Consider the following 23,970-nt stretch of genomic DNA (forward strand, 5'->3'; position numbering starts at 1 on the left):
AGGGATCACTTGCCGGGCCGGGCCGACAGGCCCGTACACGAGCGCAACTCCTTCCAGTCCGCGACCGCCCGCGTCCTGGACGACCCCTTCATCGGCACCGGGACGCCGCCCTGGATGGTGGCCGGCGTCCAGGTGTCCTTCAGCACCTTCCGCCCGTTGATCGTCAACGTCAGCACCCCGGTCCTGCCCGTGGTCGCCGGGCTGGAGTTGTAGAAGACGAAGTTGCCCATGCCGTAGTTGACATACGCGTTCTTGAGATATCCCGACCCGAGCAGGATGTGGGCGTGCCCGCCGACCACCACGTCGGCGCCCGCCTCGACCAGCTTGGGGGCGAGCGAGCGCTGCGCCGGGTTGGGGCACTTCTGCATCTCGGTCCCCCAGTGCAGGTGGACGATCACCGTGTCGGAGTTCTTGCGCGCCTTGCGTACGGCCCGGAGCAGGCTCGCCTCGTCCTTGGCCGAGGCCAGCCCGCCCTTGCCGGACGTGGCCGTCCACGACTGGATGAACTCCGCGTCCATGACCTGGGTGGCCCCGATGATCGCCACCCGGTTGCCGTTCACGGTCTTCCGGTACGGCCGGTACGCCCGCGCCGCGTCCTTCCCGATCCCCACCACGGGGAACTTGCTGCGCTTGATCGCCGCCAGCGTGTCGGCCAGCCCGTCGTCCATGTAGTCCATGCCGTGGTTGTTGGCCATGGACGCCACGTCGACCCCGGCGGCCTTCAACGCGCTCAACGCGCTGGGCGGGGCTCTGAACGTGTACTGCTTGCCCGGCGCCGGCGTACCTCCGGTGGTGATGGCCGTCTCCAGGTTCACCATGGATAAATCGGCCTTGCGCAACACGCTCGCGATCGGCCCGAGAGCCGTGCGCGGGTTGGAGAGCCGGGGGCGCAACATCCCCTCGAAGTGCACGTCCCCGCCGAAGGCGATCGTGTACGGCCGCCGCTGCGGCGTCGGCTTCGCCGAGGGCGTGGCCGAGGGCGTGGAGGGTGCCCGCTGCTGCTCCACCTGCCCGCGTTGCGGCTCCCTCTCCGGCGGCGACGAGCATGCCGCCAGGGACACGACGACAGCGAGCACCGGGAGGGCATGGGGGAGTCTCATCTACCGCCACTTCCACTCGAATCCTGTCTTCCAGGGATCGAGCATGCCATGCAGGGCGGTTACCGTGCAGTCCACACGTTTGACAACAAATCGGACACTTCGTGGCGCGTCTCGTCATCCAATCGACGTGCCAGCGATCATCCGGGGCACAGGAAAGGCCGTGAGGCTGGTCGTGCTCGGCACAGGAGCCGGCACGCGCTACTTCTAGGGCGCGAGTCGTTCGTATGACACCTTGTGCCTATGGCCCCCCGTCATCCTCGGCGCCCGTCGCGCTCGTCGGCGTTCCTTCTCACGACGATCGCGCTTGGAGCACTTGCGGCGACATTGCTCTCGCCGCTGCTGCTGAGTCTTCTCCTGCCCGCCAGCTCACATTGGCCGCAGTTGAGTGACATCGGCGAGACCTACGGCGCAGCATCCGCCGTGCTCTCCGCTTTGGCGCTCATCGCCATCGGCGCTTCCCTTTTCCTGCAAGCCAGGGAAATGAAGTTCTCACGCGAAGAAGCGGAGCGGGCCCATCATTTCCAGCTCCTGCAGCTGCAGATAGAAAATCCCGTACTGAGCGGCGCGATGCACCGAGCGGATAGCGGGCTGGACCCGAGACTGCACCTCTACCTCAATCTCGTGCTCTCCTACTGGGAGATGCTTTTCAGGGTGGGCCAGATGCCTGAGCCAGTGCTGCAAGAGTATGCGCGCCACGACTTCCTCGGCACGGAATTTGGCAGGCGTTTCTGGGAGGGCACGCGAGGCCATCGACTTGCTCTGGCCAAGGACCGCCAGAGCAAGCAATTCGTCACAGTGATCGACCGGGCCTGGCGGCAGACGGTGGAGACGCAGGGCACTCAGCCACCACGTCAGGGCGTCCCGAAGGCCCAGAGGAGCCTGCTTGCCGCACTCAGTGCCGCTGCGGTGACTGCGCTGGTCGGAGTCGGGATCACATGGTTGAGCCGAACCAAGAAGATGCGCGCCGATGATTGATCACCACGGCCGCAGATGTGCCATGATGTGCAGGTCTTCTCTGCTGCGGAAGTGCGGGAAGTCCGGAGGAGTGCCATGCCTCCACCCGAACGGCCCTGCAAGTTGTGCCATCAACTTGCCAGGGCCGTTCGTCATGCGCTCGCCCCTCGTGCGGTCAGGTCGAACTCACCCTGGCGAACACCTGCCGTGAAGGCTTCCCACTCGCCTGGCGTGAAGACCAGTACGGGCCCGTCCTGCGCCTTGCTGTCCCTCAGCGCCACATTGCCATCGGCCAAGGGCGCAACCTCGACACAGGCTCCTGCACCGTTGCAGAAGGTGCTCTTCCGCCACGCTTCCTTCTTAGTATGGATGTACATTCTCTCTCCAAATACACAAAAGGGCCCCATCGCCCTCTTATGGCTTTTTGCTACCGTCGCCAAAACATGGTTTTACGCTGAATCAGGACACGGGATTCATCCTCACTCAGAGCCTCCGATTGGATGTGATCGAACGCTATTTCGTAGCCAGCCACCCGTTCGAGATCCTCGACAAAGTCAGCCGTGTACAGCTGCTCAAGGTACACAACATCATCAAACGCCGAAAAGTTCAAATGAATGAAGGCGCCTGTATTAACCGGATGAAGTGCATCCAACGGTAGGATCCGGACGCTGACGTGCGGCAACATCGAGATCTCCAGGAGATGCTCCATCTGCTCCCGCATCACGGCGGACTCGCCGAAACGGCGCATCAACACCGACTCATCGAGCACCGCGACAACAGAGCAGGGATCGGCCCTGTGGAGCACTCGCTGCTGCCTGTCGAGACGAGCCTCGACCCGGCTCCTGACACCACTGTGCGTGATGCGCGCGATACCTCGGGTTGCCAGGATTACTTCCCTGGCATAGTCCTCAGTTTGCAGCAGGCCCGGCACAACCTGGGGTTCCCAGTCGCGCTGGAATGTCGCCTCCGCCTCAAGCCCGAGGAATCTTGTGTATTCCTCAGGAAGAGTGTCTTCGTAATCTTCCCACCACCCGCGCTGCTCCGCATCCCGCAACAGGCCGAAGAGCTCGTCAAGTTTCGTCCCGTCGACGCGGTAGAGCTCGGCCAGGGCCTTGATGTCGTCGGCGACGGGCATGGTCTTGGCCGCCTCGATGCGGCTGACCTTGCTCGCCGACCAGCCGAGTTCGCGGGCGGCCTTGGCGCCGGTGAGTTTCCTTCGCTCCCGGAGGAGGCGCAGCTCCTGCCCGAGCCGGAGCCTGCGTACTGTGGGACTGCCCTGCTGCGATGGCACCGTCCACTCTCCTTGTCGGGAATGAAGGTGTAGCCGGAAGGGGTCGTTTGGGGGCCCGGCTTTGTGGGTCGTACGGCCAATCGTACATGCAACTTGCATGGATAGTCGCGTACGGCCTTGCCATGAAGGCTTTCACGGGGAGAGCGTAGGGGCAAGACAGGCTCGGTAGGGGTGGCGAAGCCGGAGTTCGTGGCAGGTCGACCGACCTATGACTCTTCTCGTGCAAGTTGCATCGCAAGCCGTGAAGCAAGTCGCGAAGAAACTTAAATCTTCCCTTGCCCAAAGTCTTGCAGCATCGCAGGCCTAGGGGGACGATCGATCTCAGGAGGGACCTTGGATGGTGAGGAGGCCGATATGACCACACGGCCGTACGCATCAGGCCTTCCGCCCACGATCGCGCGCCCTCACGCGGGCCGCCTCGCCGGCAACGTCGCCGTCCCGGAACTGAGAATCCACCCCAGGGAGGCCACTTGCCGGAAGGACCACTTCATCGCCTGACCGCGCAGCGAGAGTCCGCTCATTCGAGCACGCAAAAAGCCGGTCCGAGGCCGATATCCGACTCGCCGCATATGGGCTGCCACCCTGCGACGAGACCGGCCATCAGCCGTCGGACCGGCCAAGAAGCCACCTCAAAATGCCGCGAAAGGGGTCTTCTATGTACTCACAAGGTACCAAGGGACTCAGCCGAATCAAGTCCCGGATCCGGGAACTCGTCGCATGGGCCGACCGGGAGATCTGCATGGAGCCCGACGAGTTCGCGCACCGCATGGGCTGGACCGTCGAGCGGGTGGGACTCGGCGCCCGCCGCTACCGCGACCCGCGCTTCGACCAGCTCCGCCTCCCGCACCGCGTGACGGAGGAGGTGTCTTGACGTGCCGAGGAACCCGCGTAACCAGATCTACCCCGGCTACGAGGACCTGCCCGCCCCCGGCCGGAGCGGCCGGTTCGTCAGGCTCTGGCGGATCCGTACGGAGCTGCTGCTCGCGGCGGCGCTGACGCTGTTCACGCTGTCGCTGCTCGGCGCCGCCCAGGAGGGCCGGTGGATGCCCTTCATCCTGCTGAGCAGCGCCATCTCGGTGCCGGCCGCGACCAGGACCGGCCGCAACTGGGTCACCTCGCACATCTGGTGCGTGATCTCCCGGCACCGCCTGCAGCGGGTCTGCCTGGAGACCACGATGCACACCAGGGCCGGGCGGATCCCGCTGGTGCTCTGGATCACGCCCACGTCCAGGGGCGAGAAGGCGCTGATCCTGACGAGGGCCGGGATCTGCGCCGAGGAGTTCGAGGCGTACAGCGAGGAGATCGCCGCAGCGTGCTGGGCCAGGAGCGCGAACGTCTACCGGCACCGCACGCGCTCGCAGTTCCTGATCGTGGAGATCGTCCGGCGCGACGAGGCGCCGGGCACGGCCTCCCCCGGCCTGGACAGGTTGTACGGCCGGCGAGCGTGGATCTCGCTACGGCCCGACGTCGAGGAGCCGCCTGATCTCCGCGCGGACATGACGCTGGCGCGGGCCGGCCACTAGACCTGGGGGACCGCGCCTACCCCAGGGGCACGAGCCCCGGAGACCACGCGGGGGCTCCGGGGCTTCCCTATGCGCTCGACGTTCCGGGTGGTCACGCACTGTTCAGCGGAGATCCGGTCAGGATTTCACCATCCCGGGTGATCACCGCACAATAGGGTGTCGCGCGTGACTATCGCACCAGAAGAGGACCGCCTGAACACCCAGATCGCCTTCGCCATCGAGATCGACAAGTTGAAGCGGATCATCCGCCGCAACCATCTCATCGACGGTTCGCGACGGGAGAACACCGCAGAGCACTCCTGGTACGTGGGCACGTTGGCGATGGTCCTCGGCGAGCACGCCCCACCGGGGACCGACCTCCAACGGGTGGTGGCCATGCTCCTGGTGCACGACCTGGTGGAGATCGACGCCGGTGACACCTTCCTCTACGATCCGGTGGCCGTCTCCGCCCAGGTCGAGGCCGAACGGGCCGCCGCCGACCGCATCTTCGGCCTGCTGCCCGCCGACCAGGCGGCGCGGATGCGGGAGTTGTGGGACGAGTTCGAGGCCAGGAAGACGCCGGAGGCGAAGTTCGCCAAGGCACTCGACCGCTTCGCCCCGATCCTGGCCAACCACCACACGGAGGGCGGCACGTGGCCGCTGTTCAAGGTGACGGCCGCCCAGGTCAGGGAGAAGGTGCGGATCATCGAGGAGGGCTCGCCCTCGCTCGGTTCGTACGCGCTGGAGCTGGTTGAGCTCTCCGCGGCGAGAGGTCACCTGTCCGAGTGATGCCCTCATGGCCGGGGTAGGGGACTTGTCGTGAAAGAGGAAGTGCGAGCGAAGCGTCGGCAGCTAAGGGGTTTCGCCGGGCCGGTCGCCCTCGCCGATCGGCTCGAGAAGTCGAGAGCCATGGACAAAGCCGTCATGGCGCTGGCGAAGGCCGTGCGCCGGCGCATCCCCCAGGGACGGGTACGCGACCTGCTGCACGGCGTGCCCACCGGCAAGCCGCTGCACCCGCCACTCGCCACGGTGAGCCTCGGCTGCTGGATGTCGGCCGCCGTGCTGGACCTGGCGCGCGCCGACCCCCGGGCCTCGCGCCTGCTGCTGGCCACCGGCATCGCCAACGCCCTGCCGACGGCCGCGGCGGGACTGACCGACTGGTCGTCCCTCCACCGCGAGCAGCAGCGGGTGGGTCTCGTGCACATGGCGTCGAACGTGGCCGCCCTCGGCCTGTTCTCCGCCTCGCTGCTGGCACGGATGCGCGGGCACGAGCGTCCCGGCCGGTTGTTGTCGTTCGCCGGGCTCGGCGTGGGCAGCCTCGGCGCCTACCTCGGCGGCCACCTGGCCTACCGGCAGGCGGCAGGGGCCAACCACGCCCCGCAGGTCACCCACCTGGTGCCGCTGGGCTGGCACGACCTGTGCGCGCTGAAAGACCTGCCCGACGGCCGTCCCGTGGCGCGCAGGCTCGGCTACATCCAGCTCTTCGTGCTGCGCCGGGGCGAGGCCGTGACCGTGCTCGGCGACCGCTGCCCCCATCTGGCCGGGCCGCTGCACCAGGGCAGGCTCGTCATGGAGGACGGCGAGGCGTGTGTGGTCTGCCCGTGGCACAGCAGCACGTTCCGGCTGGCCGACGGCTCGGTGAAACACGGCCCCGCGACCGCCCCCGCGCCCATGTTCGAGACGCGCGTGAGGCGCGACGGCACGCTCCAGGTGCGCCCGGGGTTGACCTGAAGTTTGCTTGAGGTCCTACGGTCGCCGCATGGGAAAGATTCTGGTGACCGGCGCGACCGGCAACGTTGGCAGGCATGTGGCGACCCGGCTCGCGAAGGCCGGGCTGGAGGTCCGGGCGCTCGCCAGGGATCCCGAACGGGCGCAACTGCCCGTCGAGACCGTACGCGGCGACCTGACCTCCCCCGATACCCTGGAGCCCGCCCTCGACGGGGTGGAGAGCGTGTTCCTGCTCTGGCCCGGCCCTTCCACCGAGGGCGCCGCGGGCACGATCACGGCGATCGCCAAGCACGCGCGGCGCGTGGTCTACCTGTCGGCGGACGTCGAGGATCTGGCGGACGACCGGGAGCCGGCGTACTTCCACCAGGAAGTGGAGCGGCTGATCCGGCACTCGGGAGTCGGCTGGACGTTCCTGCGACCCGGCGGATTCGCGGCCAACACGCTCATGTGGGCCGACCAGATCGGGCAGGGCGTCGTGCGCTGGCCGTTCGGGCAGGCCGCCAGGTCGCTGATCCACGAGAAGGACATCGCGGCCGTGGCCGTGCACGTGCTGACCTCCGCCGGGCACAACGGCGCGAAATACGTGCTCACGGGCCCCGAGCAGCTCACCCAGGCCGAGCAGGTGCGCGTCATCGGCGAGGTGCTCGGCCGCGAGGTGCGCTGGGAGGAACTCCCTGTGGACGAGGCCCGCGAGCAGCTCCTGGCGGCCTGGGGCGACCCGTCCTTCGTGGACCTGGCGTTGCAGGGATGGGAGGCGTTCGTGACCCGCCCCGAGCGGGTCACCGACACGGTGGAGCGGCTGCTCGGGCGGCCCGCGCTGACGTTCCGCCGGTGGGCGGAGGACCGCGCGGCGGACTTCAGCTGACCTCGTCGGCGGGGTGCTCCACGAGGGCGAGGATGCGACTGGACATGAACCGGGCCGTACGCACCGGGGTGCCGGTCCTGGTGACCTCGCTGACCTCGACGAGCCCCCGCCGCGTGTTCACCTCGACCCGCCGGCCGGCGCGGGTGGCCGTGATCTCGTAGGTACGCGGTGACCCTCCCGCGTCAATGACGATCTCCACCCAATCACCCTTCATGTACAGATTCATACCCAGATAGCCGGAAATTTATCCGTACACCAGTACGATAATGGCCGCGATTCCCACGCAGACGATGACCCCGCGCAGCACGGGCGCCGGGATGCGCCGGCCCAGCCTGGCCCCCAGGAAGCCGCCGGCCATCGCGCCCAGCGCCACCCCGGCCACGGCCTGCCAGTCGACATCCGCGACCACCGTGAACAGCACCGCGGCCACGGCGTTGACCAGCAGCGCGAGCACGTTCTTTGCGGCGTTCACCCGCTGGAGGCCCTCATCGAGGAAGATGCCGATCAACCCGATCAGCAGCACCCCCTGGGCGGCCCCGAAATAGCCGCCGTAGACGCCCGAGGCCAGCACGCCCAGCCACAACGCCAGGCCGCCGTGCGGATGCGCCCTCCCCCGCCGCTCGGCCAGCCAGGCGTTGAGCCTGGGCTGCACCAGGACCAGCAGGCAGGCCAGCGCGATCAGCGCGACGACGACCACCTCGAACACGTCGGGATCGAGGAACAGCAGCAGGATGCCGCCGATCAGCGCGCCGAGCGCCGAGGCCGCGCCCAGGCGCACCAGGCGGTCGCGCTGGCCCTGCAGCTCCACGCGGTAGCCGTAGGCGGCCGTGAAGGAGCCCGGCACCAGCCCGATCGTGTTGGACACGTTGGCGGTGACGGGATCGATGCCCACCGCCACCAGCGTGGGGAACGTGATCAGCGACCCCGACCCGACGACCGCGTTGATGGCGCCCGCCATCACCCCGGCCACGCAGACCGCAGCCAGTTCCCACCCCGTCACAAACCCTCCCTGACCCGAGAAACCCGCTCGCCGGACCGCCGCCGGCCATGCCTACGGCCGGGGCGATGGCCCTCGCAGCGGGTCGCTCACTGGGTGTCCGAGTTTTTGGGGGGTGTGAAGAGACCGCCGAGATTCTCCAGCGCCTTGCCCATCTCCGACGGCACGATCCAGATCTTATTGGCCTCGCCCTTGGCGATCTCCGGCAGGGTCTGCAGGTATTGGTAGGCGAGCAACTGCTGGTCGGGCTTTCCCTCGTGGATGGCCCTGAAGACCATGCCGATCGCGTCGGCCTGCCCCTTGGCGCGCATGGCCTGGGCCTCGGCGTCCGCCTGGGCACGCAGCACGGCCGCCTCCGCCTCGCCGCGCGCCCGCAACACCGAGGCCTGCTTGTCGCCCTCGGCCGCGAGGATGGAGGCCTGGCGCTGCCCCTCGGCGGCCAGCACCGCGGCGCGCTTGTCGCGGTCGGCGCGCATCTGCTTCTCCATCGAGTCCTGGATGGAGGCCGGGGGGTCGATCGCCTTGAGCTCGACCCGGTTGACCCGGATGCCCCACTTGCCGGTGGCCTCGTCGAGCACGCCGCGCAGCGCGGTGTTGATGTCCTCGCGCGAGGTCAGCGTGCGCTCGAGATCCATGCCGCCGACGACGTTGCGCAGCGTCGTGACCGTGAGCTGCTCGACGCCGGTCAGGAAGTTGGCGATCTCGTAGGTGGCCGCCTTGGGGTTGGTGACCTGGAAGTAGATGACGGTGTCGATCGAGACGACCAGGTTGTCGGAGGTGATCACCGGCTGCGGCGGGAACGACACCACCTGCTCGCGCAGGTCGATCAGGTCCTTGATGCGGTCGATGAACGGCACCACCAGGTTGAGCCCCGGCGTCAGCGTGCGGTGGTAGCGGCCGAGGCGCTCGATGATGGCCGCCGTGGCCTGCGGGATGATGCGGATCGTACGGGCCACCGCGAAGCCCACCGCCGCGACCACGACAAGGGCGACGATGAGCTGCTCGATGGACATGGCGACGCTCCGAAGTCGAGGGGACCGACTCCGTAGATCTTATTTGGTTTCCGCTATCCGCAACGTCTCCTCAGTGACGAGCGACTTTATCGGCATAAATGGCGATCTAGTGCGGACGTGCGTACCAGCGGCCCTCACCGCTCCGCTCCAGCGAGAGCGGCACGCCGAACGTGTGGGAGAGATTGTCGGATGTCATCACGTGCTCCAGCGGCCCCTGGGCCACCACAGAGCCGTGCCGGAGCAGCAGCCCGTGCGTGAACCCCGTGGGCACCTCCTCCACGTGGTGCGTCACCAGCACCAGCGTCGGCGAGCGGTAGTCGCCCGCCAGCAGCGCCAGACGGCGCACCAGATCCTCGCGCCCGCCCAGGTCGAGCCCGGCGGCCGGCTCGTCGAGCAGCAGCATCTCGGGGTCCGGCATGAGCGCGCGGGCGATCTGCACCCGCTTGCGCTCGCCCTCGGACAGCGTGCCGAACCTCCGCCTGATCAGGTGGGCCGCGCCCATCATGTCGATCAACTCGACGGCCCTCGTGACGTCGTTGGAGTCGTACTCCTCCGTCCAGCGGCCCATGATCGCGTACGACGCGGTCAGCACGAGGTCGATGACCTTCTCCTCAGGCGGGATGCGCTCGGCCAGCGCGGCGCTCGCCAGCCCGATCCGCGGCCGCAGATCGAAGACGTCCGCCTGCCCCAACCGCTCGCCCAGCACCTCGACCAGGCCCTCACTCGGATAGAGCAACGTGGCAGCGACCTGCAGCAACGTGGTCTTACCTGCGCCATTGGGGCCGATGACCACCCAACGCTCGTCCTCGTTGACCGTCCAGTCGATGCCGCGCAGCAGGGCCGCTCCGTCGCGCCTGACGGCGACGTCCTGGAGCCGCAGCACCTGACCACCCATCCCCGATCCCTCCTTCAGGAGTCACCCACGGGGACAAACCTATTGCAGGGCGAGCGCTTATCGTGGATCGGTGCGCCCTGAATCGCCTGTCTGTCCCTCCCTGGTCGCCTGGGGCAACGCCTGGCTCGCCGGTCACGTCGGCCTTGACGAGGCGGCTGACCACGTGGAAGCCGCCGGCGGTCCCGTCGTCGCGGGCGACGTTCCGTTGCGTAAATACCTCGCAGATCTCCGCGTGGGCGGCCTGCGCGAGCTTCGGCTCGCCCTGCCGGCGCCCGGCGACCCGCTGGGCCTGTCGGGCCCGGCGCCGTTCAACTCGGCCGCGGTCGACGCCGGCCAGGCCGCGATCGCCGTGGCCGACGGCCGGAACACCGGCCTGCTGCCCCTGCCGGACCGCCGCGGATCGTCCTATGTCGGTGTGCGTCTGGAAGTGCACGACTCCGGCCCCGTACGCCATGACCTGCCCTCGCTCGCCGAGGCCGAGCGCGACCTGTCCGACGCGATGCGGTCGGCCACCGAAGCGCTGGCCTCCGTCGACGGCCCGGTTGCCGACCGTCCCGAACGGCTGGGGCAGCGCGGCGGCGAGCTTGCGCCGGGTTATCCGGCTCGCGCGCACCGCGTGGCCACGCTCGCCACGCGACTGGCCACCGTACTGCGCCTGGCTGACGACCGCGGCCTCACGGTCGCGCAGGTCGCGGCGCGAGGAGCGGCCCTGCGCGAGCTCGACCGTGCGGTACGCCGCGCGCTCGTGGCGGCCCACCACGCGATCTTCGAGCCGATCAGGAACCAGTAGCCGGCTCAGCCGAGGCCGTGCCGCACGGCGTAGAGCGCGGCCTGGGTGCGGTCCTGCACGCCGAGCTTCATCAGCACGTTGGACACGTGGGTCTTGACCGTCTTCTCCGCCACGGCCAGGCTCCGCGCGATCTCCTTGTTGGACCGGCCGGCCGCGATGAGCGACAACACCTCCCGCTCCCGCTCGGTCAGCGGCACCGGCCCCGGCACCCCGGACGCGCCGTCGGGCGAGGCCAGCATCGCCTCCGCCGCCTCGGGGGCGAGCAGCACCTGGCCGCCGTGCACCGCGCGCACCGCCTGGACCAGCGCGGACGGATCAACGTCCTTGTAGAGGAACCCGGACGCTCCCGCGCGCATCGCGGGGCCCACGTCGGACCGGTCGCTCACCGACGTCAGCACGACGATCCTGGTCGCCGTGCCGGTCAGCCGCTCCAGCGCGCCGAGACCGTCGAGCACGGGCATCTTCAGATCCAGCAGCAGCACGTCGGGGCAGTGCTCGCCGACCAGCTCGACGGCCTGGGCCCCGTCGCCCGCCTCGGCGACCACGGCGATGTCGTCCTGGAGATCGAGGAACGTCCGCAGCCCCTGACGCACCACCGGGTGATCGTCGGCGATCAGCACCCGGATCACGCGCCCACCTCCACGCACACCATGGTCCCCCTACCCGGGGCCGACTCGACGGTCATGACGCCGCCGACGGACTCGGCCCTGTCACGCATCGACGCCAGGCCAAGCCCGCGCGAGTCCGCCTGCTCGAAGCCTCTGCCGTCGTCTTCGACGGTCAACACCAGCTTGCCCTCCTCGTATGCCAGGCGCACCGAGACGCGGGACGCCTCGGAGTGCCTGAGCGCGTTGTGCAGCGCCTCCTGGGCCACCCTGAGCGCCGCCACCTCGACCGCCGGGTCCAGCGGCGGCAACTCGCCGCACTCGAACACCACCAGGGACGGGTGGAGCCGGTCGAGCATGCGCACGTGCTTGCGCAGCGTCTCCGACAGGCCGTGCCGGTCGAGCTCGGCCGGGCGCAGCTCGACGATCACCGCGCGCAGCTCGGTCAGGGCCTCGCCGGCCAGCCGCTGGACGCGTTCGAGCTCAGGGGCGACCTTGCCGGGGGCCTTGTCGAGCATGGCCTGCGCCGCCTGGGCGGTCAGCCTGAGCGAGAACAACTTCTGCGTGACCGCGTCGTGCAGTTCGTGGGCGACCCGGTTGCGCTCCTCCAGCATGGCCAGCTCGCGGCCGCGTTCGTAGAGGCGGGCGTTGGTCAGCGCGATCGCGGCGTGCGCCGCGAAGAGCGTGAGGAGGTCCTGGTCCTCCTGCGTGAAGCCGCCGGGGGTGCGCTTGTTGGCGAGGAAGATGATGCCCAGCACCTCGTCGCCGTCGCGGATCGGGACGCCGAGGAAGTCCTTCATGACCGGGTGCGCCTTCGGCCACCACTCGAACCGCGGGTCCTCACGCAGGTCGGGCAGCCGGGCGGAGACCCCGTCGCGGAGCATCGCCCCCAGCATGCCGTGCTGCCTCGGCAGCGGCCCGATCGCGTCCCACTGCTTGTCGGTGATGCCCTCGGCGACGAACTCGGCGAACGACCCGTCGTCGTCGGGCACGCCGAGCGCGGCGTAGCGGGCGTCGAGCAGCCGCTGCGCCGAGCGGACGATGACCTGCAGCACCTCGCGGACCGACAGGTGGCGGGTGACCGCGAGCACCGCGGAGCTCACCGCCTGCAGGACTGCGTCTCGATCGGTGGCCACGTCACCTACCTTAAGGTCCTAGGACCATCGTTCCAGGGCCGGTCCGGCCCTCAGCCCGATGCCCGCCGCACGTCGCGTTCCTAACGTCGTGGGCATGACGAACACCGCACTCATCACCGGCGCGTCCCGCGGCCTCGGCCTCGCCCTGGCGAGGTCCCTGGCAGGAGCGGGATGGAACCTCGTACTCACCGCCCGCGGCGCGGACGACCTGGAACGGGTCGCCGCCGAGCTGGGCGCCACCGCCATACCCGGCGACGTGCGGGACCCGGCGCACGTCCGGCGGCTCGCCGGGGCCACTCCCGAGCTGGATCTGCTGGTCAACAACGCCAGCGACCTGGGCGTCACCCCGTTGCCGCCGCTCGCCGACTACCCGCTGGAGGCCTTCAGGACGTTGCTGGAGACGAACGTGACCGCTCCCCTCGCCCTCATCCAGGCCACGCTGCCCGCGCTGCGGGCGGCCCAGGGCGCGGTGGTGAACGTCACCTCCGACGCCGCCACGGGCCCGTACGAGGGCTGGGGCGGCTACGGGGCCACCAAGGCGGCGCTGGAGCAGCTGTCCAACGTGCTGGCCGCCGAGGAGCCCGAGCTGCGCGTCTGGTGGGTGGACCCGGGCGAGATGAACACCCGCATGCTGGCCGACGCCGTGGGCGCCGAGGAGGCCGGCGCGGCGGCCGACCCCGCCAAGGTCGCCGCGGCGCTGCACGACCTGGTCGCCGCCCGCGCGGCCAGCGGCAAGGTGAGCCTCCAATGACCGCGTCGCCGAGCGGCGCGCTGGACTTCTCGCTGCCGCCCGGCCTGTCCGCCCACGAGCCGCCGGAGGCGAGGGGGACGGCCAGGGACGCGGTACGCCTGATGGTCTCGCGCGGCGACCTGGACCCCCTCCACCACCGCTTCTCCGACCTGCCGAAGCTGCTCGACCCCGGCGACCTGATCGTGGTGAACAACTCGGCGACCCTGCCGGCGGCGGTCCGGCTGGACCGGCTGGCCGTGCACTTCTCGACCGCGCGGGAGGACGGCACGTGGCTGGTGGAGCTGCGCCGCCGTACCTCCAAGGCGTCCGAGCCCTACGGCGGCGGCGAGCCCGGCGAGTGGCTGCCGCTGCCGGGACGGGCGACGTTGCGGCTGATCGAACGGGAGACGCCGCGCCTGTGGCGCGCCGAGCTCGACCGGGACGTGAAGCGGTACCTGCGCGGTCACGGGGTGCCGATCCGCTACTCGTACGTGGAGCGGGACTGGCCGATCGAGGACTACCAGACGGTGTTCGCGACCGTGCCGGGCAGCGCCGAGATGCCGAGCGCGGCCCGGCCGTTCACCGCCGACCTGGTGGCGGCGCTCGTGGCGCACGGGATCGGGATCGCGCCGATCACCCTGCACACGGGCGTGGCCTCGCCGGAGAAGGACGAGCCGCCCTACGCGGAGCGGTACGACGTGCCGGGGCCGACGGCGCGGCTGGTGAACCTGGCCAGGGAGAGCGGCAACCGGGTGGTGGCCGCGGGCACGACCGTCGTACGCGCTCTGGAGACGGCCGCCGGCGCGGACGGGCGCGTGGCCGCGTCGGCGGGCTGGACCCGGCACGTCGTCACGCCCGAGCTCGGCGTGCGGGCCGTCACGGGGCTGATCACCGGGTTGCACGAGCCGCGCTCCAGCCACCTGCTCATGCTGAGCGCGATCGCGGGCGAGAAAGTGCTGGCCCGCGCGTACGAGGCGGCGCTGCGGGAGCGGTATCTGTGGCACGAGTTCGGCGACACCCACCTGATCCTGCGGAGCTAGCCTGTGGCCTGCGGCCCTGCGCTGCCCTCGCCGGCGCCGACATGCCCGGCCTTTGCCGATATTTTGCCGGGCGGCGGCGGGCCGGTGGACGGCGCACTCCGATGGTCACACCCGCGTCCCAAAGCCCATCCTGCTTCGCGAGCATCCGAGCGGGCGCAGTACCGTGACTGGATGTGGACCAGCGCACCCTCCTGATCACATTGAACGGCCCTGACCGCCCGGGCGTTACTTCACGGCTTTTTTCCGTTCTGTCCGGCTTTCCGGTGACGGTTGCGGACATCGAGCAGGTCGTCATCCGAGGCCGGCTCACGCTCGGCGTGCTCGTCGCCTACGCCGGCGGCCCCTCCACCGGCACCGGCACGACACTCGGCGCCATGTGGACCGCCGTCGAGCGGGTGGCCGAAGACCTCGGCATGGAGGTGGAGCTGTCCACCGGCTCCCAGGCCAAGGAGCAGCGCCGCCGCGGCCGCCTGTCGGTCAGCGTGCTCGGCGCCACCCTGCAGCCGGCCGCCATCGCGGGCATCGCCGGCCGCATCGCCGCCGCCGGAGCCAACATCGACCGCATCGATCGCCTCGCCCAGTGGCCCGTCACGTGCATCGAGCTGTCGGTCTCCGGCGCCGACCCCACGTCGTTGCGGGTCGAGCTGGCCGCCGAAGCCGCCGCCCAGGAGGTCGACGTGGCCGTGCAGCGCACCGGCCTGTCGCGGCGGGCCAAGCGCCTGATCGTCATGGACGTCGACTCGACCCTCATCCAGGGCGAGGTCATCGAGCTGCTGGCCGCGCACGCGGGCTGCCTCGACGAGGTGGCCAGGGTCACCGAGGAGGCCATGCGCGGCGAGCTCGACTTCGCCGAGTCCCTGCGGCGGCGGGTGGCGCTGCTCGAAGGGCTGCCCGCCGAGGTGATCGACCACGTGCGCAAGGAGGTCGTGCTCACACCGGGCGCCCGCACGCTGGTCCGCACGCTCAAACGGCTCGACTACCGCTTCGCCATCGTCAGCGGCGGGTTCACGCAGATCACCGACGGCCTGGTGGAGGAGCTCGGCATCGACTACTCCGCGGCGAACGTGCTCGAAGTGATCGACGGCCGGCTGACCGGCCGCGTGGTCGGGGAGGTCGTCGACCGTCCTGGCAAGGCGCGGGCGCTGGAGAGGTTCGCCCGCGAGGCCGGCCTGCCGATCCCGCAGACGGTGGCCATCGGCGACGGCGCCAACGACCTCGACATGATCGCGGCGGCCGGGCTGGGCATCGCCTTCAACGCCAAGCCCGTCGTACGCCAGGCGGCCGACACCGCGGTCAACACCCCCTACCTCGACTCCATCCTCTACCTGCTGGGCATCTCGCGCGACGAGGTGGAGGCGGCCGACGCCGAGGACGGCGTGCTCACGGCGGGCTGAGTCAGCCCTCCTTGGGATCCCAGCGGGTGACCAGACGGCCCTCACCCGGCGCAAGCTCCGCCCACGGCGACTCGACCCCGATCGCCGCGAAGGCCCCGGGCCTGAACACGTAGTCGCCGCCCGCCAGCCCCAGCGCCAGCTCGTGCACGCCCGGGTTGTGCCCGCACAACACCACCGTGCCCAGCCCCGGATCACACCCGCGCACCAGCTCGAGCAGCTCGTCCGGGTACGCCTCGTAGATGTCGCGCTCGTAGCTGATCTCAGCGTCGGGGAAGGCGAGCTCCGCCGTGCGCCTGGTCCGCAGCGCCGGCGAGCAGAGCACCACCTCGGGGGCGAACCCGGCCGCCCTTATCTCGTCGCCCGCCCGCTCGGCGTCGCGCTCGCCCCGGTCGGTCAGCGGCCGCTCACGGTCGAGCAGGCCGGCGATCTGGGCGGCCTTCGCGTGGCGAAGCACAATCAAGGTCCGCACCGGTCATCCATTCCTCGTCGCCCAGGTGGCCAGCCCGACGAGCACGGCCAGGACGACCAGCATCGCCAGCAGGATGAAACCCAGGGCCTTGCCTCCGCTCGGCCGCTTGTCATCGTTCACGTGCCCAGTCTCCCATCGGGATGCTCAGGTTCCTCGACTCCCCTGGAAATCCGGATCTACCCCGGACTTCCCGTGGAAGACGTTCCCCTGGGAGATCCCTGGTGAAGCGGGCGTCGCCCCGGGCGGGACCTGGGGAAGCGGAACGCCCGCCCCCGGGAGGGAGCGGGCGTTCGCTGGTTCAGCGGGTCACGACGAGACGGTTTCCTTGTCGCGGTTGTTGTCGTTGGCCGGCTCGCTCGTCACCGACCGCCGCTTGGACACGATGATGGCCGCGACCACCACGCCCACGGCGATCACGGTGATGCCGATGCGGATCGCCGGGCTGCCCGCGTAGAGGACCACCGCCGGGGCGACCAGCAGCGCCACCAGGTTCATCACCTTGATCAGCGGGTTGATGGCCGGGCCCGCGGTGTCCTTGAACGGGTCGCCGACCGTGTCGCCGATGACCGTGGCGGCGTGGGCCTCCGAACCCTTGCCGCCGTGGTGACCGTCCTCCACCAGCTTCTTGGCGTTGTCCCAGGCCCCACCCGAGTTGGACAGGAAGACGGCCATCAGGGTGCCGCAGGCGATGGCTCCGGCCAGGAACGCGCCCAGCGGCGCATAACCGAGGGCGAACCCGACCGCGATCGGGGTCATGACCGCCAGCAGGCCGGGCGTGGCCAGCTCGCGCAGCGAGTCGCGGGTGCAGATGTCGACGACCCGGCCGTACTCCGGCTTCTCGGTGCCGTCCATGATGCCCGGCTTGTTGCGGAACTGGTCGCGCACCTCGAAGACCACGCGCATCGCGGCCCGGCCGACCGCCGAGATCGCGAGCCCCGAGAAGAGGAACACGACCGCGGCGCCGATGATCAGGCCGACGAGCACGTTGGGCTGGTCGATGCTGAGGCTGAACGAGGAGAACGTGCCGAGCGTCTCCTTGACCGCCGCGCTCGCCGCGGTCAGCTCGGTCTCGACCGCCGTGCGGAAGGCGCCGAAGAGCGCGGTCGCCGCCAGCACGGCCGTGGCGATCGCGATGCCCTTGGTGATGGCCTTGGTGGTGTTGCCGACGGCGTCCAGGCTGGTGAGCACGCGGGCGCCCTCGCCCTCGACGTCACCGGACATCTCGGCGATGCCCTGGGCGTTGTCGGAGACCGGGCCGAAGGTGTCCATCGACACGATGACGCCGACCGTGGTCAGCAGGCCGGTGCCCGCCAGGGCCACCGCGAACAGCGCGATCGTCACGTTGCCGAAGCCGAGCAGGAACGCGCCGTAGACCGCGCCGCCGATGATCAGGGCGGAGTAGACGGCCGACTCCAGGCCGACGCTGATGCCGGCCAGGATGACGGTGGCCGGGCCGGTGGCCGAGCTCTCGCCGATCTCGCGCACGGGACGCCGGTTGGTCTCGGTGAAGTAGCCGGTCAGCAGCTGGATGGCGCTCGCCAGCACCAGACCGATGAGGACCGCGCCGATGGCGATGAGCCGCGGGTCGGCGGTGGACTCGACGGCGGCGCCGGTCAGGCCGCTGAAGCTGCTGGGCAGGTACCAGAACGCGGCCGCCGTGACGAGCACCGCCGAGATGGCGGCCGAGATGAAGAAGCTGCGGTTGATCGCCGCCATGCCGTTGCGGTCGCGGTCGCGCATCCCGGTGACGAAGATGCCGATGATCGCGGTGACCACACCGATCATCGGGACGATGAGGGGGAAGACGAGCCCCTCCTCGCCGAAGGCCACGCGGCCCAGGATGAGGCTGGCGACCAGCATGACGGCGTACGACTCGAACAGGTCGGCCGCCATGCCGGCGCAGTCGCCGACGTTGTCGCCCACGTTGTCGGCGATGGTGGCGGCGTTGCGCGGGTCGTCCTCGGGGATGCCCTGCTCCACCTTGCCGACCAGGTCGGCGCCGACGTCGGCGGCCTTGGTGAAGATGCCGCCGCCGACTCGCATGAACATCGCCAGCAGCGCCGCGCCGAAGCCGAAGCCCTCAAGCACGCCGGGGGCGTTGCCCTGGTAGATGACCACGACCACGGCCGCGCCGAGCAGGCCGAGGCCCACGGTGAACATCCCGGCCACGCCCCCGGTGCGGAACGCGATGCGCATGGCGCGCTTCTCGCCGGAGTCGTTGGCCGCGGCGGCGACGCGCACGTTTCCGCGCACGGCCAGCCACATGCCGATGAACCCGGTCAGCGCGGAGAACACCGCCCCGACCACGAAGAAGATCGATCGCCCGATGCGGACGTCCATCTCTCCGGGGAGGAGGAGCAGCAGGAAGGGAATCACGACGACGAAGATCGCCAGCGTGCGGAACTGTCGGGTCAGGTAGGCCGCGGCGCCTTCTTGCACGGCGCGCGCGATGTTCTGCATGCGTTCGGTGCCCTGGCCGGCGGACAGCACTTCGCGTACCAGGCCGCCGGCGACGGCTAGCGCGATAAGTGCGACCGCGGCGACCACGATCACGATGGTGAGATTGTTTCCGCTCAGGGCCAGATTGGACGCTGGCTCCAGTGCCAGCATGTGCCTGCTCATCGTTCTCCTCGGCAAGACCGGTCGTCCTGCCCGGGCGGTGCTGCACTTTTCCTCGGCGGGTGTTGCGGCACCATCCGGGTTGTGGGTGCCGCTTCCGGTTGAATCCGCGTTCCGCCAGATCACCTTGGCCGGTGCCGGGAGTCTACGCAGGCACTCCACGGATATGAAGGCTCTGAAGGCCGCTAATTGTGCAAGCGTCCAGTAAATCCCTGCCAGCGACCCGGTTTGGGGCCTGACAGGCGAAATTTCTTCTGGTTTACGGTCATGACAAGGCCATGATACGTGCCGACCGAAACCGGGGATCTCTGAGGTGAGGACACCTCGTCCACAGGCTGTGGACGGTTGCCCGCGAAGCGCCGGAACCGCCGCCGGCGTCGGGGCTCCCGCGACTCCGGCGTCCGCCGCCCCCGATCATCGCGTCTGCCATCGACCGTCGGAGAGCTTTTACGCAGGATTTGCCGAGAAAGTGCACTCCCGTCCTCAGCCTGCCAGCCGGCCATCGCCAGATGATGCCCGTGAAGGTCCCGCTGGGCGCTCCCCGAGGTTGGACCCAGCACCCGAGGGCCACCGCCGGCCACAAGCCGATCGCCGTCGGCATCGCGATCCCCGACGGCGTCGGGCGTCGGGCGTCGGGCGTCGGGCGTCGGGCGTCGGGCGTCGGGCGTCGGGCGTCGGGCGTCGGGCGTCGGGCGTCGGGCGTCGGCGGGATGGGGCCGGGTCAGGGTCAGGGTGTCAAGAGGGTCATGCAGCCGCTCGACCTCGGAGTCAAATGTCCGTGTACGGCCCCGGCTCTCCGCCCGCGAAGCGTGCTGGTGCGCCGCCGCTCAAGTGGTCACCATGGGTGGCGCCGGTGGCGCTGTGGCCTGGCGTGCGGGAGACGGTGATGGCGCCACGGCCCGGTGGACATGGGCAAGCGTGAGCGGAAGCCATGGTGACTGTGCGCCGTGACGGCGGCGTACCCCGTGCGGGGTCAGTCAGCGTCTCCCTGGAGGCCCTCAGCCATGGTCGGCGGGTGGGTCTCGTTGGCCTGCCGTACAGGATGGGGGGCTTGTCGCTGGACTCCATGCAGGACGGAGGGCTTGTCGCTGGACTCCATGCAGGACGGAGGGTTTGTTGCTGGGCGCCGGAAGGGCGCCCAGCGGCCAGGCTGCGCAAGGCACCCGCACGGGAACCGATCACGCGCCGTTGGCGGCAGGCCAGCTCATCCGGATGTTGGTGCCCTTCGGACCGGGGAAGACCTCGACATCGTCGGCCAGGCCTTCGATGACCGCTATGCCGAAGCCCGACATGAACGAGTCAGAAAGCATGCCCAGGTCGAGGGGTTGTTCTGGCTTGATCTCATCGCTGGGGGCGTGATCGCTGACCGTGACCTCGAAGCGCCCGGAGTCGTCACGCAGCTCGATGCGGATGGGTTCGCCCGGACAGTGGGCGCGATGCACCTCGACCGCCCGGGAGCATGCCTCACCCACGGCGAGCCTGACCTCATCCAGCAGGGACTCCTCCACGCCGGTGCGGCGGGCGATCGCCGTGGCCACCAGCCGTGCGGTCCGCACATGCGCGGGGAGAGCGCTGAACGTCAGCTCGACGGTAGCCATGCTACTTGTCTTTGCCGTGAGCTTCCTTGGCCTCGTCGACCGAAGCATAAATCCCGAAGACCTTGGTCAGACCGGTGATCCGGAAGATCTTGAGGATACGCTCCTGCGTGCAGACCAGCTCGAGCGAGCCGTCGTGCGCGCGAACCCGCTTGAGCCCACCGACCAGGACGCCCAGCCCTGTGGAGTCAAGGAAGTCGACCTTCTCCATGTTGACGAGAAGGTGGAAGTTGCCCTTGTTCACCAGGTCGATGAGGAGCTCACGCAATCTCGGCGCCGTGTAGACATCGATCTCACCCTCGACCTCCACGATGGTGAGTCGGTCTTCGGTGCGGTGATCCAACTTCAGATCCACAGATCCTCCAGCGCCTCGCCTGCGAAAGTAGTCTTGCGGGCCTGGCAATCTGGAGCGTGGCCCCAGACTGTCCGACCCTGACGCGCGGCATTCAACCACGTGCCTGGCTTGTGTCTATACGAAATCACGATTCCCGGCGACTTTGCCCACCGATGCAAGACTGGAAACAGTGACTTCCACCGCATCCTCCCCAGAACAGGCAGGTCCACTCCTCCACCACCTGCTTGGTGTTCCCGCACGTCATGAGCGTGTCACTCATGTGGAGCATGTTCCAGCACGTCAGGCGGGTCAAGCCCGATGGCCCAAATGGACGTCTGAAGTCTTTGTTACGCGCTTGGCGAACCGCGGGGTGACAGGACTCTGGCCGCACCAGTACGAGGCCGCCGACCTGGCATTCCGTGGCCGAAACGTGATCATCTCGACGGGAACGGCGTCCGGGAAGTCGCTGGCGTACCTCACTCCCGCGATCACGGCGTGTCTGGACGGCGGGACGATCCTCTACCTGACGCCGACCAAGGCTCTGGCCGCCGACCAGCTGCGCACCCTGCGCGAGCTGCGCATCACCAAGGTGCGGGCCGCCACGTTCGACGGCGACACTCCGTTCGAGGAGCGCAAGTGGGTACGCCAGCACGCGAACTACGTACTGACAAACCCCGACATGCTGCATCGTGGCATCCTGCCCCGCCATGCCCAGTGGTCGTCGTTCTTCCGCCGGCTGCGCATGATCGTCGTGGACGAATGCCACGGCTACCGCGGTGTCTTCGGCTCCCACGTCGCCCAGATCCTGCGCCGCCTTCGCCGGGTGTGCGCACGGTACGGCTCCGACCCCACGTTCCTGCTCGCCTCGGCGACGGCCAGCGAACCGGGGGCGTTCGCGAGGAGACTGACAGGGCTTGAGATGCACGAGGTGACCGTTGACGCCTCGCCGAAGGGGTCGACGACCATCGCGTTGTGGGAGCCGCCTCTGACGGATCTGCGGGGCGAGGGAGGGGCACCCGTACGACGCACGGCCACGGCGGAGGCGGCCGACCTGCTGGCGGACCTCGTCCTCGCCGACATCCGCACGCTCGCCTTCGTCCGCTCGCGCCGCGGCGCGGAAACGGTGGCGCTGTCCGCCCGGGCCAAGCTCGCCGACGTCGCCTTCTCGCTCACCGCACCCATTGAGCACGGCCCTCTTGCGACCGGCTCATCCACCACCACCAACCAGCACAACGCCACCCCCGGGGAACCCAAGGACCCCGACCACCACAGCCCCACACCCGGCTCGCCCAGCGAACCCGACCACGTCCCACCGCCCGGCCCACCCAGCGAACCCGACCACCACTCCCAAGTGCCCGGCCCACCCAGCGCACCCGACCACAGCACCCCAGCGCCCGGCCCACCCAGCGCATCCGACCACCACGCCCTCAGCCGGGCGGCGAGCCTCACCACCCCCGGAGAGCCTGTGGACGAGGGCGGGGCGGATGAGGGGGATCTGCCCGAAGGGGGTTCGCTCGGATGGTCGATCCCGGACGCCTCCGACTGGGCCAGCCTCCCCGACAGGATCGCCGCCTACCGGGCCGGCTATCTCGCCGAAGACCGCAGGCTCCTCGAGAAGGCGCTCCGCGCGGGCACGATCATGGGCCTGGCCACCACGAACGCCCTCGAACTCGGCGTGGACGTCTCCGGTCTCGACGCCGTGCTGATCGCCGGCTGGCCGGGCACCCGGGCCTCGCTCTGGCAGCAGGCGGGCCGGGCGGGCCGGGACGGCCGGGACGCACTCGCCGTCCTGATCGCCCGGGACGATCCCCTCGACACCTACCTGGTGCACCACCCTGACGCCCTGTTCGGCCGACCTGTGGAAGCGATCGTCCTCGACCCGGACAACCCGTACGTGCTGGGCCCGCACCTCTGTGCCGCGGCCGCCGAGATCCCGCTGGCCGAGGACGATTTGCCCGTTTTCGGCGACACGACCCCGGCCGTCCTGGACGACCTGGTCGCCCAGGGGCTGCTGCGGAAGCGTCCGGCGGGTTGGTTCTGGACCAGGCGCGAGCGCGCCACCGACCTCGCCGACATCCGTGGCGGCGGAGGCTCCCCCATCCAGGTCGTGGAGTCGTCGACCGGCCGTCTGCTGGGCAGCGTGGACGAACCATCCGCCCACACCGCGGTGCACACCGGCGCGGTCTACCTCCACCAGGGCGAGACCTTTCTGGTGGAGGTGCTCGATCTGGAGGCCGGGGTGGCCCTGGTCTCCAGCGCAAGCCCTGACTACACCACGTTCGCCCAGGACATCACTGACATTTCCATCCTTGGCACCCAACGCTCACATGCCCTGGGTCCGGGCACCCTGCACTTCGGCGAGGTGGAGGTGACCCGGCAGGTCGTCTCCTACCTCAAGAGACGCCTGCAGTCGGGCGAGATGCTCGGCGACGAGCCCTTGGACCTGCCCCCTCGCACCCTTCGCACCCGTGCGGTCTGGTGGACGCTGCCCGCGTCCGCGGTGGCCCCGCTCGCCGAAGCCGGCATCGACCTCGGCGGAGCCGCCCACGCCGCCGAGCACGCCTCGATCGGGCTGCTCCCCCTGTTCGCCACCTGCGACCGCTGGGACATCGGCGGCGTCTCCACCGAGCTTCACGCCGACACGGGCCTGCTCACGGTCTTCGTGTACGACGGCCACGAGGGCGGAGCGGGCTTCGCCGAACGCGGCTACGCCCGCGCGACGGACTGGCTGACGGCGACGCGCGAGGCCATCACCTCATGCGAATGCGACCGTGGCTGCCCTTCCTGCATCCAGTCCCCGAAGTGCGGAAACGGCAACGAACCCTTGGATAAACGAGGCGCGATCCGCCTCCTCGACATCCTGCTGGCCCAGCAAGAGAGCGACACCGACCCGTGAGCCGGCGATGCTCTTGC

At 69.5% G+C, this 23,970-nt stretch carries 24 protein-coding genes; 11 read left to right on the plus strand and 13 right to left on the minus strand.

Annotated elements, in window-relative coordinates; all coding sequences use genetic code 11:
* Positions 1-5 precede the first annotated feature (5 nt).
* Complete coding sequence (locus ACZ6SA_RS07430) at positions 6-1,100, minus strand: CapA family protein (protein WP_465827045.1); 1,095 nt, start codon at positions 1,098-1,100, stop codon at positions 6-8.
* Between the two features lie 240 nt (positions 1,101-1,340).
* On the opposite strand from ACZ6SA_RS07430, the gene ACZ6SA_RS07435 reads away from it, so the two are divergent.
* The gene (locus tag ACZ6SA_RS07435; protein WP_465827047.1) at positions 1,341-2,075 is read left to right on the plus strand and encodes a DUF6082 family protein; all 735 of its coding nucleotides are present in this window, start codon (positions 1,341-1,343) and stop codon (positions 2,073-2,075) included.
* A gap of 131 nt (positions 2,076-2,206) precedes the next feature.
* Here the strand turns inward: ACZ6SA_RS07435 and ACZ6SA_RS07440 are convergent, their stop codons facing one another.
* Both ACZ6SA_RS07440 and ACZ6SA_RS07445 read right to left on the minus strand, forming a co-directional pair.
* Positions 2,207-2,431: a DUF397 domain-containing protein gene (locus tag ACZ6SA_RS07440; RefSeq protein ID WP_465827049.1), complete on the minus strand. Its 225-nt coding sequence runs from the start codon at positions 2,429-2,431 to the stop codon at positions 2,207-2,209.
* A 50-nt stretch (positions 2,432-2,481) separates the two neighbouring features.
* Positions 2,482-3,345 (minus strand): helix-turn-helix domain-containing protein, encoded by an 864-nt coding sequence (locus ACZ6SA_RS07445; RefSeq protein WP_465827050.1) that lies wholly within the window; start codon positions 3,343-3,345, stop codon positions 2,482-2,484.
* A gap of 655 nt (positions 3,346-4,000) precedes the next feature.
* Here ACZ6SA_RS07445 and ACZ6SA_RS07450 point away from each other — a divergent pair.
* The 5 genes from ACZ6SA_RS07450 (at position 4,001) to ACZ6SA_RS07470 (ending at position 7,440) form a co-directional block, all read left to right on the plus strand.
* Positions 4,001-4,216 (plus strand): hypothetical protein, encoded by a 216-nt coding sequence (locus ACZ6SA_RS07450; RefSeq protein ID WP_347648314.1) that lies wholly within the window; start codon positions 4,001-4,003, stop codon positions 4,214-4,216.
* 1 nt (position 4,217) lies between these two features.
* Positions 4,218-4,868, plus strand: a complete 651-nt coding sequence (locus ACZ6SA_RS07455; protein ID WP_347648313.1) for a hypothetical protein — start codon at positions 4,218-4,220, stop codon at positions 4,866-4,868.
* A gap of 156 nt (positions 4,869-5,024) precedes the next feature.
* On the plus strand, positions 5,025-5,636 hold the full coding sequence (locus tag ACZ6SA_RS07460) for an HD domain-containing protein (RefSeq protein ID WP_465827052.1): 612 nt from the start codon (positions 5,025-5,027) through the stop codon (positions 5,634-5,636).
* A gap of 120 nt (positions 5,637-5,756) precedes the next feature.
* Positions 5,757-6,578, plus strand: coding sequence for a Rieske 2Fe-2S domain-containing protein (locus ACZ6SA_RS07465; RefSeq protein WP_347648311.1), 822 nt, complete (start codon positions 5,757-5,759; stop codon positions 6,576-6,578).
* 28 nt (positions 6,579-6,606) lie between these two features.
* Positions 6,607-7,440 (plus strand): NAD(P)H-binding protein, encoded by an 834-nt coding sequence (locus ACZ6SA_RS07470; RefSeq protein WP_465827053.1) that lies wholly within the window; start codon positions 6,607-6,609, stop codon positions 7,438-7,440.
* Here the strand turns inward: ACZ6SA_RS07470 and ACZ6SA_RS07475 are convergent.
* The 4 genes from ACZ6SA_RS07475 to ACZ6SA_RS07490 all read right to left on the minus strand — a co-directional run bounded on the left by ACZ6SA_RS07475 (position 7,433) and on the right by ACZ6SA_RS07490 (position 10,345).
* Positions 7,433-7,639, minus strand: coding sequence for a hypothetical protein (locus ACZ6SA_RS07475; protein ID WP_246083453.1), 207 nt, complete (start codon positions 7,637-7,639; stop codon positions 7,433-7,435). The two genes, ACZ6SA_RS07470 and ACZ6SA_RS07475, sit on opposite strands and share 8 nt — an antisense overlap.
* 45 nt (positions 7,640-7,684) lie before the next feature.
* Entirely contained in the window at positions 7,685-8,440 is a 756-nt protein-coding gene (locus ACZ6SA_RS07480; RefSeq protein ID WP_443155727.1) for a sulfite exporter TauE/SafE family protein, read from the minus strand.
* Between the two features lie 86 nt (positions 8,441-8,526).
* The gene (locus ACZ6SA_RS07485) at positions 8,527-9,450 is read right to left on the minus strand and encodes an SPFH domain-containing protein (RefSeq protein ID WP_347648308.1); all 924 of its coding nucleotides are present in this window, start codon (positions 9,448-9,450) and stop codon (positions 8,527-8,529) included.
* Positions 9,451-9,556: 106 nt separating this feature from the next.
* Complete coding sequence (locus ACZ6SA_RS07490; RefSeq protein WP_347648307.1) at positions 9,557-10,345, minus strand: ABC transporter ATP-binding protein; 789 nt, start codon at positions 10,343-10,345, stop codon at positions 9,557-9,559.
* Between the two features lie 70 nt (positions 10,346-10,415).
* Here ACZ6SA_RS07490 and ACZ6SA_RS07495 point away from each other — a divergent pair, with 70 nt between their 5' ends.
* Positions 10,416-11,135, plus strand: coding sequence for a hypothetical protein (locus tag ACZ6SA_RS07495; protein WP_347648306.1), 720 nt, complete (start codon positions 10,416-10,418; stop codon positions 11,133-11,135).
* A gap of 5 nt (positions 11,136-11,140) precedes the next feature.
* Here the strand turns inward: ACZ6SA_RS07495 and ACZ6SA_RS07500 are convergent, their stop codons facing one another.
* Positions 11,141-11,764: a response regulator transcription factor gene (locus ACZ6SA_RS07500; RefSeq protein ID WP_347648305.1), complete on the minus strand. Its 624-nt coding sequence runs from the start codon at positions 11,762-11,764 to the stop codon at positions 11,141-11,143.
* Complete coding sequence (locus ACZ6SA_RS07505; RefSeq protein ID WP_347648304.1) at positions 11,761-12,876, minus strand: GAF domain-containing sensor histidine kinase; 1,116 nt, start codon at positions 12,874-12,876, stop codon at positions 11,761-11,763. The genes ACZ6SA_RS07500 and ACZ6SA_RS07505 overlap by 4 nt, the downstream gene beginning before the upstream one ends.
* Before the next feature lie 94 nt (positions 12,877-12,970).
* On the opposite strand from ACZ6SA_RS07505, the gene ACZ6SA_RS07510 reads away from it, so the two are divergent.
* The 3 genes from ACZ6SA_RS07510 to serB all read left to right on the plus strand — a co-directional run bounded on the left by ACZ6SA_RS07510 (position 12,971) and on the right by serB (position 16,040).
* A complete protein-coding gene (locus ACZ6SA_RS07510; protein ID WP_465827056.1) occupies positions 12,971-13,627 on the plus strand; it encodes an SDR family oxidoreductase in 657 nt (218 codons plus the stop codon).
* The gene (locus ACZ6SA_RS07515; RefSeq protein ID WP_465827058.1) at positions 13,624-14,646 is read left to right on the plus strand and encodes an S-adenosylmethionine:tRNA ribosyltransferase-isomerase; all 1,023 of its coding nucleotides are present in this window, start codon (positions 13,624-13,626) and stop codon (positions 14,644-14,646) included. The genes ACZ6SA_RS07510 and ACZ6SA_RS07515 overlap by 4 nt, the downstream gene beginning before the upstream one ends.
* 173 nt (positions 14,647-14,819) lie before the next feature.
* Positions 14,820-16,040, plus strand: a complete 1,221-nt coding sequence (gene serB / locus ACZ6SA_RS07520; RefSeq protein WP_465827059.1) for a phosphoserine phosphatase SerB — start codon at positions 14,820-14,822, stop codon at positions 16,038-16,040.
* 1 nt (position 16,041) lies between these two features.
* Here serB and ACZ6SA_RS07525 read toward each other — a convergent pair whose 3' ends face one another.
* The 4 genes from ACZ6SA_RS07525 to ACZ6SA_RS07540 all read right to left on the minus strand — a co-directional run bounded on the left by ACZ6SA_RS07525 (position 16,042) and on the right by ACZ6SA_RS07540 (position 21,078).
* Positions 16,042-16,509 carry a SixA phosphatase family protein gene (locus ACZ6SA_RS07525; RefSeq protein ID WP_347648300.1) on the minus strand — a complete coding sequence of 156 codons (468 nt, stop codon included), beginning with the start codon at positions 16,507-16,509 and terminating at the stop codon, positions 16,042-16,044.
* A 306-nt stretch (positions 16,510-16,815) separates the two neighbouring features.
* Positions 16,816-19,131 (minus strand): sodium-translocating pyrophosphatase, encoded by a 2,316-nt coding sequence (locus tag ACZ6SA_RS07530; RefSeq protein WP_347648299.1) that lies wholly within the window; start codon positions 19,129-19,131, stop codon positions 16,816-16,818.
* A 1,175-nt stretch (positions 19,132-20,306) separates the two neighbouring features.
* Complete coding sequence (locus ACZ6SA_RS07535) at positions 20,307-20,726, minus strand: ATP-binding protein (protein WP_138203197.1); 420 nt, start codon at positions 20,724-20,726, stop codon at positions 20,307-20,309.
* A gap of 1 nt (position 20,727) precedes the next feature.
* A complete protein-coding gene (locus ACZ6SA_RS07540) occupies positions 20,728-21,078 on the minus strand; it encodes an STAS domain-containing protein (RefSeq protein ID WP_043629845.1) in 351 nt (116 codons plus the stop codon).
* 349 nt (positions 21,079-21,427) lie between these two features.
* On the opposite strand from ACZ6SA_RS07540, the gene ACZ6SA_RS07545 reads away from it, so the two are divergent.
* Positions 21,428-23,953, plus strand: coding sequence for a DEAD/DEAH box helicase (locus tag ACZ6SA_RS07545; RefSeq protein ID WP_465827062.1), 2,526 nt, complete (start codon positions 21,428-21,430; stop codon positions 23,951-23,953).
* Positions 23,954-23,970 lie beyond the last annotated feature (17 nt).

Source organism: Nonomuraea sp. NPDC049378 (assembly GCF_055586745.1).